This window comes from Streptomyces sp. NBC_00442 (genome assembly GCF_036014195.1).
Taxonomy (GTDB): Bacteria; Actinomycetota; Actinomycetes; order Streptomycetales; family Streptomycetaceae; genus Streptomyces.
In genome coordinates, this window is sequence record NZ_CP107918.1 from 1,387,050 (window position 1) to 1,404,977 (window position 17,928).

The following is a 17,928-nucleotide window of genomic DNA, read 5'->3' on the forward strand; positions in this document are numbered from 1 at the left end:
CGGGCAGGGACGGCGGCGCCGGAGATACCCGCCGCGCGGACGGCGGCGCCCGAGAAGCCGGCCGCGGTGCCGGCCGCGGTGCCCAACTCGCCCGACGTGCCGTGGACCGAGGAGCTCCAGGGCCGCACGGTCGTCGTGAAGTTCGGCGGCAACGCCATGGTGGACCCGGCGCTGCACCACCACTTCGCCCAGGACGTGGTGGACCTGTGGCACGCGGGGCTGCGGCCCGTCGTGGTGCACGGCGGCGGTCCCCAGATCAGCGCCCTGCTGGACCGGCTCGGCCTGGAGGTGCGCTTCGAGGCCGGGCTGCGGGTGACCACGCCGGAGACGATGGACGTCGCCCGCATGGTGCTCACCGGACGTGTCCAGCGGGAACTCGTCGGGGCCATCAACGCCCACGGGCCGCTCGCCGTGGGCCTGTCGGGCGAGGACGCGCACACGATGACCGCCGTGCGGCGGGCCGCCGTGGTGGACGGCCGGCCGGTGGACATCGGCCTGGTCGGTGACATCGTCGCCGTGGATCCCTCCACGATCGGCACGCTCCTCGAACAGGGCCGCATCCCCGTCGTCTCCCCCATCGCGCGCGGCGAGGACGGCCAGATCTACAACGTCAACGCCGACCTCGCGGCCTCGGCGCTGGCCGTCGCCCTCGGCGCGGACCGGCTGATGGTCATGACGGACGTCGAGGGTCTCTACGCGGACTGGCCGCACAGCACCGATGTCGTCGGCCGGCTGACCGCGGCCGAACTGGCCGCCCTGCTACCGCGGTTGGCGAGCGGCATGCTGCCCAAGATGGAGGGCTGCCTGCGGGCGGTCCGAGCCGGGGTGGGCCGCGCGCAGGTCATCGACGGCCGGGTGCCGCACGCACTGCTGCGCGGCCTGTTCGCCGAGGACGCACCCGGCACCACGGTGGTGCCGGACGAAGAGGGCGGGCCCCCGGGGCCCGTCGCCCAGGAGGACGGCGCGTGACCGCCGACAGCACGACCACGCTCACCGAGCGCTGGCGCGCGGTGATGATGGACACCTACGGCACCCCGCCGCTTGCGCTGGTCAAGGGCGAGGGCAGCACGGTGTGGGACGAGGCGGGCCACACCTATACGGACTTCACCGGCGGGATCGCGGTCAACGCGCTCGGGCACGCCCACCCCGGCCTGGTCGCCGCCGTCGTGGCTCAGGCGACGCGCCTCGGCCACGTGTCGAACCTGTTCGTCGCGGAGCCGCCGGTCGCCCTCGCCGAGCGGCTCCTGAACCTTCTGGGCAGGCCGGGCCGGGTGTTCTTCGCCAACTCGGGCGCCGAGGCCGTCGAGGCCGCGTTCAAGATCGCCCGCAGGACCGGGCGCCCTCATCTCGTCGCGGCCGAGGGCGGTTTCCACGGGCGCACCATGGGGGCGCTCGCCCTCACCGGCCAGCCGGCCAAGCAGGCGCCGTTCACGCCGCTGCCCCCGGAGGTCACCCACGTCCCCTACGGCGACGCGCAGGCACTGCGCGCCGCCGTCACGGAGCGCACGGCGGCGGTCGTCCTCGAACCGGTGCAGGGCGAGGCCGGCGTGCTCCCGGCCCCCGCGGGCTATGTGCGGGCCGCCCGCGAGATCACCCGGGCGACGGGCACCCTGCTGGTGCTCGACGAGGTGCAGACCGGGATCGGCCGCACCGGCCACTGGTTCGCGCACCAGGCGGAGCCGGGCGCGGACCCCGACGTGATCACCCTCGCCAAGGGCCTCGGCGGCGGCCTGCCGATCGGCGCCACGGTCGCCTTCGGCGCCGCCGCGGACCTGCTGACCCCGGGTCAGCACGGCTCCACCTTCGGCGGCAGCCCGATCGCGTGCGCGGCCGGCCTTTCCGTCCTCGACGCGATCGAGAAGGAGGAGCTGCTCCCCCACGTCGCGCGGGTGGGCGACCGTCTGCGCGGGGGCGTCGCCGGGCTGGGCCACCCCTTGGTCCGCGAGGTGCGGGGAGCGGGGCTGCTCCTGGGCATCGTGCTCGCCGAGCCGCTCGCGGCGCGGGTCCAACGGGCCGCGCAGGACGCCGGGTTCCTCGTGAACGCGGCCGGACCCGCGGTCGTACGCCTCGCGCCCGCCCTCAACGTACCCATGGAGCGGGCCGACGCCCTCGTGGCGGCGCTGCCCGCGATCCTCGACGCCTCGTACGCCGCCGGGGGCGCGGCCTGATCCAGCGCGGGGCGGGAACGTGGAAGGGGCGGGTTCCGTGGTGGACCCGCCCCTTCCACGTTCCCGCCCCGCGGGCTCTACAGCGTGCGGGCCAGGACGCGTGCGCCACGGCCGGGGTCCAGGGTCCGCGCCCAGGCGGCCGGGGCGAGGTCCGCCCGGGAGAGCACGAAGCCGTGGCCGAGGAAGAGCCGGCCGCTCCCGGTCGTCGCGGTGAACAGCATCGTCAGCGCGCGGCCGCGCGCGCGGGCGAACGCGGCCTCCAGCAGACGGCCGCCCATCCCTGAGCCCTGCCGGTGCTCGGCGACGCAGAAGTTGTAGAGGACGCCGTCCGAGGAGTGCCGGCTCAGCCCGAGGCTGCCTTCGACGGTTCCGTCGGCGGCCTGGGCGACGAGGAAGTCGGACGCCCGGGAGAGGTACAGGGCCAGGGGGCGTTCGCGAAGCGCGCCCGTGCGGACGAACGGCCGGGAGAGGGCGGCCAGCGCGGGTCCGTCGCTCTCGCGCGCCGGCCGTATCAGGAATCCCGCCGATTCCCGCCGTCGCGCGGCGGGGGCCGGGTGCGACAGCAGCGCGGTGAGGGCGGCAGGGGGCAGGGTGGCCGTGGTCAAGGCGTTCCTTCTTCGGGTCGTACCGTGCGCGGGCGCGGGGCGTTCCCGGACCAGGTCCGGGACGGCGGCGGTGTGCCGGCCGGCCCTGCGCGACGATGGGAGCAGGGGTGCCTACCTGGCCCGGGGGGCGAGTCGGGTGCGCGGCAGACCCACAACTGCCGAGTCGGGTGCGCGGCGGACCCACAACTGGGTTGCACGGAAATGATGGTGACGTACTGTCACATACGAGCTGGCCCTGCGCCACTCACCCGCACGGACGCCCGGGATAGGCGTCGGTCTCCGGGGTCCCCGCCTCGCGCAACCGGCGTATCACCTCGTCGAGGACCCTCCCGTCCGCCGCGTCCACGTCGTCCCCGTCGTACGGGATGTTGAACTCCCGGTCGAAGATGACGGTTTCGAAGGGCCGTCGGGACACGCCCGTGGCCCGGTGCCAGAGCACCCAGCGGGTCGGGGCGTCGGGCGACTCCCACAGCGGGGAGAGACGTTCCAGGGTGTCCGTCAGGTCGCTCACAGCTTTCCTTCCTCCGTTGCTTCCGGGCCTTCGGGCGCACCGGCGGCGGCGCCGGTGCGCCCGCGGTCAGGCGTCCGCGGCCGTCGCGAGGGAGCGCGGGCGCAGGTCGGTCCAGTTCGACTCGACGAACTCCAGGCACGCGTCGCGGCTCGCCTCCTCCTTCGCGACCGTCCACCCTCCGGGGACCACCGCGAAGGACGGCCACAGGGAGTGCTGGCCCTCGTCGTTCACGAGGACGAGGAAGCGGCCGTCGGCGTCGTCGAACGGGTTGGTGCTCATGCGGGGGTCCTCCTGGAGCCCGGGAGCGGCCCGCGGCCCGGGTGCGGGCGCACTTCCGGGCGGCAAGGGCCGCGCCCATGGGGGTGGTTGGTCTGGACGAGGTCGGCCATCCGGCGAGCCACGCTTAGGTTAGGCTCACCTTATCGTGAGCCTAGCGTTTCCCCTTCGTCCTCACAAGGAGGCACCGATGCACGCATCCCGACCACGGCCGGGGAGCCCGGACACAGCCGGCGTCACGTCCGGTTCCCCGGCCGGCCAGGAGAGCCCGTTCGGCGCCTTCGGCCTGCCCGGTGCGCCCGGCACCGATGCGTTCCGGTCGGCGGCGGCTCCCGCTTTCGTGCCGTCCGGCGACGGTGGCTGGACCGCCCTGTTCCGGTGGCGGGGCGGCCCGGCGGCCGTGGAGTTCGAGAGCTGGTCGGATCCGGTGCCGCTGACGCGGTGGCGCGACACGGACTGCTGGTACGCCGAGGTGCGCATGCCCGCCCGGCTCCGCGTGACCTACCAATTCCGTACGGACGACGGCTCGTACGCCGATCCGTACAACCCGGTCGGCGCCGGCGGCGAGCGGTCCGTCGCCGCCACCCCGGACGCCCCGCCGCAGCCGCACTGGCCGGCCGTCGACGCGTCCGACGTGCTGCCCCTGCCCCGCGCCCGCGTCCGCTGGGCCAGTGCGCGCCTTGGTGGACGGCGCACCGTACGGCTCCATCCGGTGGGCGGCGGCGGGCCGGTGGTGCTGCTGCTCGACGGGGACGACTGGCTCCATCTGCACCCGGCGATGACCGCGTTCGACGCCGCCTACGACGCGGGCGAGATGCCCCCGGCCACGCTGGTCTTCGTGCCGGCCAAGGACCGGCTCGCCGAGTTCGGGTGCCGCCCCGCGTGGTGGGAGGCGGTACGCGACGAGCTGCTGCCGTTGCTCGCGGAGGCCGATGTGCCTCTGGACGTGACGACGTTGGTGGTCGCCGGGCAGAGCCTGGGCGGCCTGAGCGCGATGTACGCGGCGCTGGAGTTCCCGGAGCTGGTGAACCGCGTCGCCTGCCAGTCGCCGTCGTTGTGGTGGTCGCCCGGGGCCGAGGAGCTGGCCGATCCGCTGGGCGCTCCCGTCGGCGGCGCCATCGCGGCGAGGCTGCGCGAGCGTCCCGCCCCGGCGGGGCTGCGGGTCGCCTTCGACCTGGGCGAGCACGAGACGCGCATGCGGCCGCATTGCGAACTGGTCGAGTCCCTGACCGAGCGGGCGGGTGCCACCGTACGGATCTCGCGGTCGGCGGCGGGCCACGACCGGGCGGGGTGGCGGCAGGCGCTGCTCAGGGATGTCGCCTGGGCGTTGGCCTGACCGGCGGCCACGCCCGGGGGTGACACCGGGTCCGGGGACCGGCAACCCCCTTTACGTCTGCGGACCGTGCCCGGCTGGTCGCGCAGTTCCCCGCCCCTCAACCCGCCTTCGTGTGCGGACCGTGCCCGCGTCCCGCGCAGGTCCCCGCGCCCCTGAAAACCCCGGTTCGCCTGCGGACCGTGCCCGTTTCTCGCGCAGGTCCCCGCGCCCCTTGGGTACTCGGTGCCGGGCAGCATGCACATCCTCGGCCCGTCATGGGGGTCCCCCTGCCCTTAATGCCTTGGGGAGATCGAGGACGAGCGCCCTCAAGGCGCGAACGGGGTCTGGGGCGGAGCCCCGGGGGCCTGGCGGCGATCCCGGCTACCGCGTCACCGCCAGGCCGTACGCCTCGTCGTTGGCCAGCAGCTTGCGGTGGGTGCCCTCGGCCGTGACGACTCCCTCGTCCACGACGATGACCCGGTCGGCGGCGTCGAGCAGGGCCGGACTGCTGGTGATCACGACGGTGGTGCGGCCCCGGCGCAGCTCGGCGATGTTGCGGGCGATGAGCTGCTCGGTGACCGCGTCGACCGCCGTCGTCGGGTCGCGCAGCACGAGGACGTCCGTGTCGGCGGCCAACGCCCTTGCCAGGGACAGCCGTTGGCGCTGCCCTCCCGAGAGGTTGGAGCCGCGGTCGCGCACCTCGTAGTCGAGTCCCTCGCGGTGCAGGGCCACGACATCGGTGAGCAGGGACGCCTCGACCGCCTCGGGCAGCGTCCGGCTCGTGCCCGACGGGTCGATGTTGGAGCGGAGCGTGCCGGCGAAGATCTCCCCGTCGTACGGGTTCACCAGGATGTGCTCGCGGACCGAGTCGACCGAGAGGCCCGCGAGCTGCCGCCCGCCGACCCGCACCACGCCCTCGTAGGCCTCCGGTGGGACCCGCACCGCCAGGATCGAGGCGAGGTCGGCCGCCGCACGCGGCTGATAGGCCGCGATCGCCGTGAACTCACCCGCGGGGACGCGGAACTTCAGCCCCCGCAAAGTCCCGTACCGGACGCAGTCCAGCTCCAGGTCACCGCCCGGCTCGGCGCGCTCCGCGCCCGCGGCCGCCACCGGTGGCGCGGACAGCACCAGGGCCATCCGCTCGGCGGACGCGCGCGCCATCATCACGTACTTCGGCATGTCCGAGAACTGCTTCAGCGGCTCCATGATGAACTGCGCCAGGCCCACGGCCATGACGAGCTGGCCCACGTCGATCCGCCCGTCGAAGGCGAGCCAGCCGGCCGTCAGGGTCACCGAGACCGCGAGGATCGCGTTGAGACCCAGCGCGGTGCCCGCGTAGACGCCGTTCACCCGGGCGACGGTGACCGACTGCTCCTTCGCCTCCGTGCTGACCTTCCGGTAGGACCGGAACGCCGCGTGGTTGCCGCCGAAGCCGTGCAGCGGGCGCAGGCCGGTGATCAGGTCGGCGACCTTCGCACCCGCGCGGGCCACCCGGGCCTGCTGCTCCTTGGTGCTGCTGCCGATCCGCCGGGACATCAGGCTGAGCACCGAGAGGATCGCGACGGTCCCCGCCATGACGAGCAGCCCGAGCCCGGGGCTCGCCATGCCGAGCGCGACCGCGGCGATGAGCAGCGAGATCATCGAGCTGATGAGGATCGGCACCACCTCCACGATGTCGGCGGTCTGGTCGGCGTCCTCGGTGGCGATGGTCAGCACCTCGCCGGATTTCAGACCGGTGTCCCGGGCCACCGGCTGGAGGCCGCAGGCCGCGACCCGCACCCTCCAGCGGTGGGCCTCGGTGGTGTTGGCCCTCTGCAGGATGCGCATGCCGAACCGCCACGACAGGGACACCGTCGTGATGATCACGGCGAGCGCACCGATCGACAGGCCGAGCGACGCGCTGCTCCGCTCGCGCATCGTGTGCTCGACGATCAGCCCGAGCGCGATCGGGAAGGCGGTCTCACCGGCCTGGTAGAGGCCCATCAGGAGGGTGCCCCAGACCATGGCGCCGACGTTGCGGCGTATCGCCGTCCGGAGGACGGCGGATCCCGGGCGGCGGGATCGCTGGGCGTCAGGAGTTGTCATCAAGGTGGCGGGCAATCGCTTCCGGGGTTCGCAGGGTCAACAGGTCACGGATCGTGATGACGGGGCCGAATTCCCGGCGCAGGAGCCCGACCAGCCGTACGGCCAGCATGGAGTGCCCGCCCAGGGACTGGAAGTCCCCCACCGCGCTCACCTCGTCGTCGTCCAGGTCCAGGGTCTCCGCGAAGTACGCGCAGACCACGGTCTCCGTCCCGGTCTCGGGGCCGCGTTCACCGGCGGTGGTCAGCGCGCCCAGCGGCCTGGGTTCGGGGAGGGCCTTGGTGTCGGCCTTCCCGTTCACCGTCAGCGGGATGGCGTCCACCTGGGCGTAGTGCGTCGGGCGCAGGAAGTCCGGAAGTCCGGAGCCGACCTCGGCCGCCACGTCCGCCAGGTCGGCGCCGTCGAGCACGAGGTACGCGGCAAGCCGGTGGGCGCCGTCGACCTGCGGATCGGGCTGGGCCACGGCGGCGGTGAACCGGACCGCCGGGTGCGCGGCGAACGCGGCCTCGACCTCGCCCAGTTCGACCCGGTGCCCGCGGATCTTGACCTGCTGGTCGGTGCGGCCCAGGTACAGCAGGTTCCCGTCGGGGCGACGGATCACCAGGTCCCCGGTGCGGTACATCCGCTCGCCGGGCTCGCCGAAGGGGGACGCGACGAACCGGTGCGCGGTCTGCGCGGGCCGGCCGAGGTAGCCGCGGGCGATGCCGACGCCGGACACGTAGAGCTCGCCGGGCGCCCCGTCCGGGAGCGGCCGCAGCCACGGGTCGAGGACGTACACGTCGGTGTTGTCGATCGCGACGCCCACCACCGGGTCCTGGCACTCGAAGGTGCCGACGCCCAGGGTGTTGATGGTGTATTCGGTCGGGCCGTACAGGTTGTAGCCCACGGTCCCCTCGGTGCCGGCGAGCCGCTGCCACAGACTCGGGGTGACCGCCTCGCCGCCGAGCAGCACCAGCGCGGGGCGCCGGCCCGGGGTGTCGAGCAGGCCCTCCGCGACCAGTTGCTGGGCGTAGGTCGGGGTCACGTTGACGACGTCGATGCCGTGCGCACCGCAGTACTCGACCAGGGCGGGCGCGTCGCGTCGCAGCTCCTCGTCGCAGATGTGCACCTCGTGGCCGTCGGCGAGCCACAGGAGCTCCTCCCACGACATGTCGAAGGCGAACGACACGGTGTGCGCGATCTTGAAGGTGCGGTTGCCGTGCTCCGCCAGCACCGGTTCGAAGATGCGGCGCTGGTGGTTGATCAGCATGTTGGTGAGGCCGGCGTACTCGGTCACCACGCCCTTGGGCCTTCCGGTCGAACCGGAGGTGTAGATCGTGTACGCGGGGTGGCGCAGGCGGTGCGGGTCGTCCGGCTCGAACGTCGTGAACGGCTCGGCCTCCGGCAGGGGCCGGTCCAGTTCGATCAGCTCGCCGGTCAGGCGTGGTGACACCGCGCCGACGGTGAGCACCACGTCGGGGCGGGCGTCCTCGACGATCGCGGCGATCCGCTCGTCCGGGTGGTCCAGCTCAAGGGGAACGTACGCGGCTCCCGTGCGCAGCACCGCGAACAGCGCCACGATCGAGTCGAGGGAGCGCGGGATCGCGAGGCCGACGGTCCGCTCGGGTCCGATGCCCCGTGCGGCCAGCACGCCCGCCAACTCGCGGCTGCGGCGCCGCAGTTCGGCGAAGGTCATGCTCCGGCCGTGCGAGACGAGCGCGGTGCGGTCGGGGGCCTTGTCGGCCGCCAGGTCGAACCGGTCGACCACGGTGTCGGTGCCGATGTCGGTGCGGCCGGCGGGCTCGGGCGGGGCACCGAGGCCCGGGAGCGCGCCCACCGGTCCGGTCGACGCCGCGAGGTCCGCGAGGACGCGCACATAGTCGTCGAGGAGGCGGCGGGCGCTCGCGCCGTCGCCGTGGCGGTGCTCCAGCTTGACGGTGAGGCGCTCGCCCGGGGTGACGACCCAGGTGAACGGGTAGTGGGTGGAGTCGTCGGACCGCACCCCGGTGATGCCGTGCCGTGCGTTCATGTCGGCGAACGCGTCCATGTCCAGGAAGTTCTGGAGCACGAAGAGGTTGTCGAACAGGGCCTCGTGGCCGGCGGCCCGCTGGATCTCGCCGAGCCCGAGGTGCTCGTGCTCCATGGCCTCGACGCGGGCGCTCTGCACGTCCGTCAGGTACTCCCGGACGGTGGCGTCCGGCCGCGGCCGCGTCCACATCGGCACGGTGTTGAGCAGCACGCCGACGATGCCCGACAGGCCCTCGCCCTCGCGGCCGGAGACGGTCACGCCGAACACCGCGTCCGTGCGGCCCGTGTGGGCGCCGAGGAGGAGCCCGAACGCTCCGGTCAGCACGGAGTTGAGGGTGACGCCGTGGGCCTTGGCCGCCTCCCGCAGCAGGTCCGACCGTTCCTGGGAGAGCGTGTGGACGAGTGCGGGCGGCAGGTCGTCGGAGAGGACCGGCGCCGGCCCCGCGAGCAGGGTCGGGCCGGTGAGCCCGGCCAGGTGCCCGGCCCAGAACCGCTCCGAGACGGCCTGGTCCCGTGCGGCGATCGTCCGGGCGTACTCCTCGAACCCGGGGGTGGCCCGATCGGTCACCGGCTTCCCGCCGGTGAGGACGGCCTCGTACGCGGCGAACAGGTCGCGCAGCACGATCTCGCGGGACCAGCCGTCCCACAGCAGCAGGTGGTAGCTGAGGAGCAGGCCGTCGCGGCCGTCCGGCAGCCGGATCACGGTGAGTCGCACCAGCGGCGGTTCGGCAGGGTCGAAGCCGGTGGCGCGGTCGCGGACGCGCAGCGCCTCCACCTCGGCCTCGGTGGACAGTTCGACGGTGTGCACGTCGATCCGCCGGCCCGCCGTGAGGACCTGGACCGGGTTGCCGTCGTCGTCGGTGACGAAGCCGGCGCCGACCACCGGGTGCCGGGCGATCACCGCGGTCATGGCCTCGGCGAGCGCGTCGGTGTCCAGGCGCCGGTCGAAGGCGAAGTAGCTCTGTGCGACGTAGTGTCCGGCCGAGCCCGCCAGCTGGGCCTGGAAGTACAGGCCCCGCTGGAGCGGGGTGACCGGCACGGTGCGCTCGGCCGTCACGGCCCGGTCCGCGATGGTCTCCACGGCGCGCGCCCAGTGCGCGGTGATCGCGTCGGGGATCTCGTCGGCGAGGGTGAAGGCGGCGTGCAGGCTGCCGGTGGCCGCGTCGGTCCAGGCGTTGACCTCGACGGCGTACGGGCTGCCCTGATCGCCGCCGGTGATCCTCGGGACGTCCGACTCGCCGCCCCGGCCGAGGTAGTTGAACAGCACCTGCGGGCGGGCCGTGAGGAGCGGCGCCGTCTGCGGGTTGAGGTGGCGCAGCCGGCCGTAGGCGAGGTGTCCCGCCTCGTCGGGCTGACGCTCGGCGAGCTCGCGGGCGGCGGCGACGGGATCGGTGTGGGCGGTGAGCCTGACGGGCGCGATGGCGGTGAACCAGCCGACCGTGCGGCTGTAGTCGTGGTGCTCCGCCAGGGGGAAACGGCCGTGCCGTTCCAGGTCGACCGCGAGGTCGGCGGGCGCCTCCTGAATGTCGGTGAGTGCGGTGCGCAGGGCGCCGCAGAGCAGCTCGGTCAGGGCGACGCCGAGGGCGGCGGGCGCGGTACGCGTCACCCGGTCGCTGACGTCGGGGTCGAGCACCACCGTGGTGTCGCGCAGGGCGCCCACCGACGGCAGCAGCGGGGGCGCCTGAAGGGTGTCGGTCCAGTGCCCGAGGCTGTCGGCGTCGGCGGCCGAGCGCAGGGTCGCCGTCTCGGCGTACTCGGCGTAGGAGGTGGTCGCCGGGGCGAGGGGCTCGCCGCGCAGCGCGGCCGCCATGTCGTCGAGCAGGATCAGCCAGGACACCGCGTCGACCGCGATGTGGTGCGCGGTGATCACGAGGGTGCCGGTCGCCCCGAGCCAGGAGAAGGCGATGACATCGCCCGTGGCGGGGTCGAGCGCGGACGCGGCCTCGTTGGCGGCCGCGTCGGCGTCCGCCGCGCCGGTGTGGACGAGGACGGCGGCGCGGGCGGGTTCGGTGCGCAGGCTCCACACGCCGTGCTCGGTGGTCAGCCGCATCCGCAGGGCCGGGTGGGCGGCGAGGACCGCGGTGGCGGCCCGCTCGATGTCCGCGGGTGTGGTGCCCGCGGCCGGCCGGAGGGTCCGGGCCTGGGCGAACCGGTCGAGGGAGCCGCCCAGTTCACGCTGGCGCAGGATGATCGGCGTGGCCGGCAGCGGGCCGTCCTCGCGGCGCGCGGGCCCGGCCGGGGCCGGGGCCGTCCGCGGGGCCCGGGTGGCGAGGAGTCCGGCCAGCGCTCGCGGCGTCTTGTGCAGGAACACGTCGCGGGGCGCGATCGGCAGGCCGAGCGCCCTGGCCCGGTTGACGACGGTGATGGCGACGATGCTGTCGCCGCCGGCGCCGAAGAAGTCGGTGTCGGGATCCGCTCCGGGGTGGCCCAGGGTCTCGGCGAAGACGCCGACGAGCGAGGAAAGGACGGAGCCGGTGACGTCCGGCGGCGTCTCGGCGACGGCCACCGGCGTCTCGTCAGGCGCTTGCCGCGCGGCCCGCGCGGCAAGCGCCTTGCGGTCCAGCTTGCCGTTGACGGTCAGGGGCAGCGCGTCGAGGGTCAGGACCCGGCCCGGCACCATGTGCGCGGGCAGCGTCGCGCCGAGGAGCGCGGAGAGCTCGCCGGGCAGCCGGCCCACGACGTGCGCGACGAGGTGGTCACCGCTGTCGGCGACGGTGACGGCCACGTCGGTGACGCCCGCGAGGGCGCGGATCACCGACTCGACCTCGCCGAGCTCGATGCGGAACCCCTTGAGCTGGACCTGGTCGTCGGCGCGGCCGGTGAACTCCAGCTCGCCGTCGAGGGTGCGGCGCGCCAGGTCGCCCGTGTGGTACATGCGGGTGCCGTCGTTGGTGAACGGGTTGGCCACGAACCGGCCGGCGGTGAGGCCCGGCCGGCCCAGGTAGCCGAGCGACACCTGGTCGCCCGCCACGTAGATGGCGCCCTCCCGGCCCGGCGGCACCGGCGCGAGCCGGTCGTCGAGGAGATGGGTGACCAGACCCGGCAGAGGGCCGCCGATGGGGCTGACGTCGTCGCCGGGGCCGAAGTCGTCGTCGGTCAGCACCCGGTGGGTCACGTGCACGGTGGTCTCGGTGATCCCGTACATGTTGACCAGCTCGGGCGCGGCGGTGCCGTGCCGCTCGACCCAGCCGCGCAGCCGCCCGAGGTCGAGGGCTTCGCCGCCGAAGACGACGCGGCGCAGGGCGGTGAGGGGTTCGTCCGCGAGCCGGTCGGCCTCGATGAACTGGTAGAAGGCGGAGGGTGTCTGGTTGAGCACCGTCACCGCGCGCTCCTGGACCAGGCGGCGGAAGTCCACCGGGGAACGCGTCAGCCCGTAGTCGGGGACGAGGAGTTCACCGCCGTGGACCAGGGCGCCCCACAGCTCCCACACCGCGAAGTCGAAGGAGTACGAGTGGAACTGCGCCCACACGTCGGAGGGGCCGAAGTCCATGTCCGTGCGGGTGTTGGCGAGCAGGGTCACCACGCTGGAGTGCGGGACGACGACGCCCTTGGGCCGGCCGGTCGAGCCGGAGGTGTAGATCACGTAGGCGGGGTCGTGCCAGCCGGCGCCGGCCGCGGTCACCGGCTCGTCCTCGTACGGACGCTCCCCGTACGGCAGTTGATCGCCCTGCACCAGGACGCGGGCCGGGACGCCGGCCCTGTCCAGGAGGGCCGTGAAGCGCTGCCGCTGGTCCGGGGCGACGAGGACGACCTGCGGCGCGGCGTCGGCGATGACGTACGCGAGGCGCTCGTCCGGGTAGGCCAAGTCGAGGGGGACGTAGGCGCCGCCCGCGCTGACGATCGCGACGAGGGCGGTCACCTGCTCGATGGTGCGCGGGACGGCCACGGCGACCCGCCGGCCGGGCCGGACTCCGGCGGCGCGCAGGGTGGCGGCCAACTCGTCCTTGGCCGCGGCCAGTTCGCCGTAGGTCAGGGACCGGGTGGCGCCGTCGAGCGCGCACTGGGTGACGGCGGTGGCGGCCGGGTCGCGGCGGGCCGCGGTGTCGAACAGCTCCCCGAGGGTGGCCGGTGTGATGGCCGCCGGGTCCCGGGTTTCGGCGGGCACCAGGGCGGCGGCCGGGGCGTCGGGCCGGTCGAGCAGAGCGGTGAGGGTGTCCGTGAAGCGGCGCAGGATGTCCTGGGCGCCGCTCTCCCGCAGCAGTGCGCCGTCGTAGATCAGCTTGAAGCGGGGCCGCCCGTCCAGGGCGCGCTCCACGACCAGGGTGAGCGGGTAGTGCGGGGCGCCCTCGTTGACGAGGTCGGTGACGACGAGCGTGTCGCCGGGGCGGCGCAGGGCGGTGACGTCGGTCGCCACGTCGAACACCACGAGGGTGTCGAAGAGGGGGCCGACGCCGGCCCGGCGGGCGGTCCGGGCCAGCGAGACGTGCTGGTGCGCCACGACCGCGCCCTGGTGGTCGCGGACCGAGGACAGCAGATCGCGTCCGGTGGTTCCGGAGTCCCAACGGGCGCGCAGCGGAACGGTGTTGATGAACAGACCGACCATGTCGGCGATGCCGGGGACGTCCGCGTCGCGTCCGGAGACGGTGGAGCCGAACACCACGTCCGGCGTCTTCAGGAGGGAGCCGAGCGTCAGGGCCCAGGCGCTGTGCACGGCCACGCTCAGCGTGACGTCGGCGGCTCGGGCGGCCGCGTCGGCGTCGTACGCCGTCTCGCCGCGGACGTCGGCGAACCGCTCGGACGGGGTGTGTCCCGCGGCGACGAGGGAGGGGCCGGGCAGCTGGGCCAGCTCGGCGGCCCACACCCGGTCGCTCTCGTCGGCGTCGCGGCCGGCGAGCCAGCCGACGTAGCCGGGGAAGCCCCCCAGCGGATACGCGCTGCCCGGCGCGTGGTACTCGGCGAGCAGCGTGCGCAGCATCGGCGGCACGGACCAGCCGTCGGCGATGAGGTGATGCACGGTCTGCACCAGGACGCCGCGGCCGGCCCCGGCGTCGCGGAACAGCGTGAACCGCATGAGCGGACCGGTGGCCAGGTCGAAGCCGGCCCGGCGGTCCCGTTCGGCGTGCTCACGGATCTCCTCGTCCGTGATCCCGGCGCGGTCGACCGTGGTGAAGGGCGCCTGGGCGCCGCCTTCCAGGACGGAGACGACGCGGCCGTCGGCGAGCGCGGTGAACCGCGCGGCGAGGTTCGGATACAGGGCGAACAGGCGGGTCGCCGCTGCCTGGAGGCGATCGGCGTCCAGGTCGCCTTCGAGCGTGAGGAGTTGCTGTTCGACGTAGTTGCCCGCGGAGTCGTCGTCGTAGATCGAGTGGAAGTACAGGCCTTCCTGGAGCGGGGTCAGCGGCAGGACGTCGCGCAGCTCGGGTCCGTCCAGGGCGTCGACGTCGTCCTGGGTCAGCCGCACCAGCGGGAAGTCGCTGGGCGAGTGGCCGCCCTGGTCGAGCGCGGCGAGACCGGCGAGGGCGGTGCGGTAGTAGCCGCCGAGCCTGTCCACGTCCTCGTCGGTGAACACGCCCTCGGGCCAGGAGACGGTGGTGACGAGTTCGTAGTCGCCGGTCGCGGCGGGTTCGGCGATCGCGTTGAACTCCAGGGCGCGCGGCAGCCGCATGCGCGGGTCGCGCTTCTCGCCCAACTGGCCGGTGGCTGCGACCGGTTGCCACTCCTGGTGGCTGCCCGCGTCGAAGCGGCCCAGGTAGTTGAAGAGGACCTGGGGGGCGGGGGCGGGGAAGGCGGCGCCGGCCAAGTGGCGCAGGGCGCCGTAGGACAGGCCGTTGGCCGGGACGCGCGCGAGGTCCTCCTTGACCGCCTTGAGCGCGGCGGCGAGGTAGCCGGGCGCGGTGAAGTCCTCGGCGGCGCCCGGGTCCACGGTCACCGGGAAGAGCGTGGTGAACCAGCCGACGGTCCGCGAGAGGTCCGGCTCGGCGCCGGCGGCGGGCGTCACATGGCGGGCTTCGCGTCCGTGGCCTTCGAGTTCGATGTGCGCGAACGTCTGGTCCTGACCGAGGTCGCGGCGCCGGCGGGCGAGGGCGACGGCGAGCGCGGTGAGCAGCACGTCGTTGACGCCCGCGTGGAACGCGGCGGGGACCTCGCCGAGCAGCGCCGCGGTGAGGCCGGCGCCGACCGTGAAGGTGCGTTGCCGTTCCCGCTCGACGGTGTCGGCGCCGGTCGGCTCCCGCCTGCCGAGCGGTGCGTCCGGTCCCGGCAGGGGGCGCTCGAAGTGGGCGCGGTCCCGGTCGAAGGGCGTGCTTTCCAGGAGCTGCGTCCAGCGCCGGAACGAGGTGCCGACCGGAGGCAGTTCGATCGCTCGGCCCGCGCGGGTCCTGTGCCAGGCCGTCGCCAGGTCGTCCATCAGGACGCGCCAGGACACGCCGTCGATCACGACGTGGTGGACGACGACGACCAGCTGGCGGGCCGTGCGGCGCCAGACGGCCCGCAGCATCACGCCGTTGTCCGGGTCGAGGCCCTCCGTGGCGAGGGCCACGCACGCGTCGAGGGAGCCCTCGCTCTCCTGCCAGTGGGCCCCGGCCCCGTCGGCCTCCGGGATGTCGAAGCTCCAGCGCTCCCCGCGCACGAGGCGGGCGCGCAGCATGTCGTGCCGGGACAGGACGGCGCCGAGCACGGCGTCGAGGGTGTCGGCGGTGAGGTCGGCGGGGGTGTTCAGGACGACCGACTGGACGAAGCCGTCGATCGCGTCGGTGGTCTCGCCGAGCCACCGCACGATGGGCGAGGCGGTGACGGGTCCGGTGGCGATGTCGTCGTGGTCCACGCGCGCCGCGTCCTCGCGGCTCGCGACCGCCGCGAGGGCGCCGAGGACGCTGTTGGCGAAGATCTGCCCCGCGCTGACGTGGAGGCCCGCGTCGCGGAGCGCGCTCAGGAGGGAGATCGCGAGGATGCTGTCGCCGCCGAGCGCGAAGAAGTCCTGGTCGACGCCGACTTCGTCGAGGCGCAGGACGGTGGCGACGGCCGCGCACACGGCTCGCTCGTCGTCGGTGGAGGGCCGCACGAAGGAGCCCGTGCCGATCTCGGGCTCGGGCAGCGCGCGCCGGTCCAGCTTGCCGTTCGCGGTGAGCGGGAACGCGCTCATCACGACGACGTGGGCGGGCACCATGTACTCGACCATGTGGCCGGCGGCCCAGTCCTTGACGTCGTCCGCGCGCAGGTTCTCGCTGCCGGCGGCGGGGATCACGTATCCGACGAGGTAGGTGCCGCCGGCGCTGTTCTTCTTGGCGACGACGCAGGTGTGGCGCACCCCGGGGTGCTCGGCGAGACCGGCTTCGACGTCCTCGAGTTCGAGGCGCATGCCGCGGATCTTGACCTGGTTGTCGGCCCGGCCGAGGAAGTCCAGGGAACCGTCGGGGGCGTAGCGGGCGAGGTCGCCGGTGCGGTAGAGCCGTGAGCCGTCGGCCGCGAAGGGGTCGGCCACGAAGCGCGACGCGGTGAGGCCGGGCGCGTTGACGTAGCCGCGCCCCAACAGGAAGCCGCCCACGTAGAGTTCGCCGCCGACGCCGACCGGGACCGGGCGCAGTTCGTCGTCGAGGACGTACAGCCGGGTGTTGGGGTTGGCCCTGCCGATCGAGGTCGACAGGCGTTCCGCCGCGCCCCGGTAGATGACGTGGGAGACGCCGATGGTCGTCTCGGCCGGCCCGTAGCCGTGGTACATGGGGATGCCGAGCCGGGTGCGGAAGCGTTCGTACAGCTCCGGGGTGAGCACTTCGCCGCCGCACCACACGTGCCGCAGGCTGTCCAGCCGGTCGGAGTCGCCCGCGATCTCCAGGAGGACGTCGAGCATCGACGACACGAGATAGGTGAAGGTGACGCGCTGTTCGGCGATGACGCCGAGCATGTGGTGCGGGTCGCGTTCGCCGCCGGGGCGCAGGATCACGAGCCGGCCGCCGCAGACCAGCGGCAGGAAGATCTCGTTGATGGATATGTCGAAGGAGAGGGGCGCCTTGAAGAGCGAGGCGTCGTCGTGGCCGAAGTGCAGGATCTCGTCGACCTGCCACAGCAGGCGCTCGCTGATCGCCTCGTGGCGGATCATCGCGCCCTTGGGGCGGCCGGTCGAGCCGGAGGTGAAGATGACGTAGGCCAACGCGGCGCCCGGGATGGCGAGTTCGGGGTCCGCCGCGGGGAGCGCGCCGTGCCGCCAGTCGTCGAGGTCGACGGCGACGGCGGCCGGCTCGGCCGGGTCGTGGTCGCCGGAGCCGTTGAGCTGGAGCGCGACCCGCGCGTCCTGGATGACGACGGCGCGGCGCGCGGCGGGCCACTGCGGGTCGAGCGGCACGAAGGCGCAGCCGGCCTGGACCACACCGAGCAGGCCGATCACCATGTCGGCCGAGCGGTCCAGCGAGATGCCGACGACCTGCTCGGCGGTGAGCCCGTGCTCCAGCAGACGGTGGGCCAACTGGGCGGATTTTTCCGCTACTTGACGGTACGTCAGAGAGCGCCGCTCGTCGACGACGGCGACCGCGTCCGGCCTGAGGCGGGCCTGTTCGCGGAACATCTCCACGATGGTCGGCCGTTCCCGGGCGGCGTCGGTGTCGTTCCACCGGGCGAGGGCGCCGAGCCGTTCGCGCACACCGGCGGGGCCGATGGCGGCGAGGGGGCGGTCCGGGAAGTCGGCCAGGTCGTCGAGGGCGAGCTGCGCCTCGGGGACCGGGACACCGTCGGGGACCGCGATACGGATGCCGTCCGGCGTGGCCTCGCCGACGTCCCAACCGCCGCTCGCCGCACCGCCGTCGCCGATCCATCCGAGGATGTCGGAGAACGGCGTGCCGGGAGCGAGCTCAAGGCCCTCGGGGCTCCGGCCCGTCGCCCAGTACGCCAGGCCGACGGCCGCCGCTTCGGCAAAGATCCGGTCGCCGGAGACACCCGAGCGCCGCCGCACGTCAGCCAGGCGTGCGGGGGACAACAGCACGAGACGAGCGCTCGGTTCCATCATTGAAGACTCAACACCCTTCCAAGGCACGA

General features: G+C 74.0%; 8 protein-coding genes. 3 read left to right on the top strand and 5 right to left on the bottom strand.

The window, feature by feature from the left end; genetic code table 11:
• Positions 1 to 78 precede the first annotated feature (78 nt).
• Both argB and OG432_RS06225 read left to right on the top strand, forming a co-directional pair.
• Positions 79 to 969 (top strand): acetylglutamate kinase, encoded by an 891-nt coding sequence (gene argB / locus OG432_RS06220; protein ID WP_328315020.1) that lies wholly within the window; start codon positions 79 to 81, stop codon positions 967 to 969.
• Positions 966 to 2,168: an acetylornithine transaminase gene (locus OG432_RS06225; protein ID WP_443058342.1), complete on the top strand. Its 1,203-nt coding sequence runs from the start codon at positions 966 to 968 to the stop codon at positions 2,166 to 2,168. Before argB ends, OG432_RS06225 begins: the two co-directional genes overlap by 4 nt.
• A 77-nt stretch (positions 2,169 to 2,245) precedes the next feature.
• Here OG432_RS06225 and OG432_RS06230 read toward each other — a convergent pair whose 3' ends face one another.
• The 3 genes from OG432_RS06230 to OG432_RS06240 all read right to left on the bottom strand — a co-directional run bounded on the left by OG432_RS06230 (position 2,246) and on the right by OG432_RS06240 (position 3,563).
• Positions 2,246 to 2,773 carry a GNAT family N-acetyltransferase gene (locus tag OG432_RS06230; protein ID WP_328308540.1) on the bottom strand — a complete coding sequence of 176 codons (528 nt, stop codon included), beginning with the start codon at positions 2,771 to 2,773 and terminating at the stop codon, positions 2,246 to 2,248.
• Between the two features lie 244 nt (positions 2,774 to 3,017).
• Entirely contained in the window at positions 3,018 to 3,284 is a 267-nt protein-coding gene (locus OG432_RS06235; protein WP_328308542.1) for a hypothetical protein, read from the bottom strand.
• A gap of 66 nt (positions 3,285 to 3,350) precedes the next feature.
• Complete coding sequence (locus tag OG432_RS06240) at positions 3,351 to 3,563, bottom strand: MbtH family protein (protein WP_328308544.1); 213 nt, start codon at positions 3,561 to 3,563, stop codon at positions 3,351 to 3,353.
• A gap of 187 nt (positions 3,564 to 3,750) precedes the next feature.
• On the opposite strand from OG432_RS06240, the gene OG432_RS06245 reads away from it, so the two are divergent.
• Positions 3,751 to 4,896, top strand: coding sequence for an alpha/beta fold hydrolase (locus tag OG432_RS06245; protein WP_328308546.1), 1,146 nt, complete (start codon positions 3,751 to 3,753; stop codon positions 4,894 to 4,896).
• 360 nt (positions 4,897 to 5,256) lie between these two features.
• Here the strand turns inward: OG432_RS06245 and OG432_RS06250 are convergent, their stop codons facing one another.
• The gene (locus tag OG432_RS06250; RefSeq protein WP_328308548.1) at positions 5,257 to 6,960 is read right to left on the bottom strand and encodes an ABC transporter ATP-binding protein; all 1,704 of its coding nucleotides are present in this window, start codon (positions 6,958 to 6,960) and stop codon (positions 5,257 to 5,259) included.
• Positions 6,947 to 17,899, bottom strand: a complete 10,953-nt coding sequence (locus OG432_RS06255; RefSeq protein WP_328308550.1) for a non-ribosomal peptide synthetase — start codon at positions 17,897 to 17,899, stop codon at positions 6,947 to 6,949. The genes OG432_RS06250 and OG432_RS06255 overlap by 14 nt, the downstream gene beginning before the upstream one ends.
• Positions 17,900 to 17,928 lie beyond the last annotated feature (29 nt).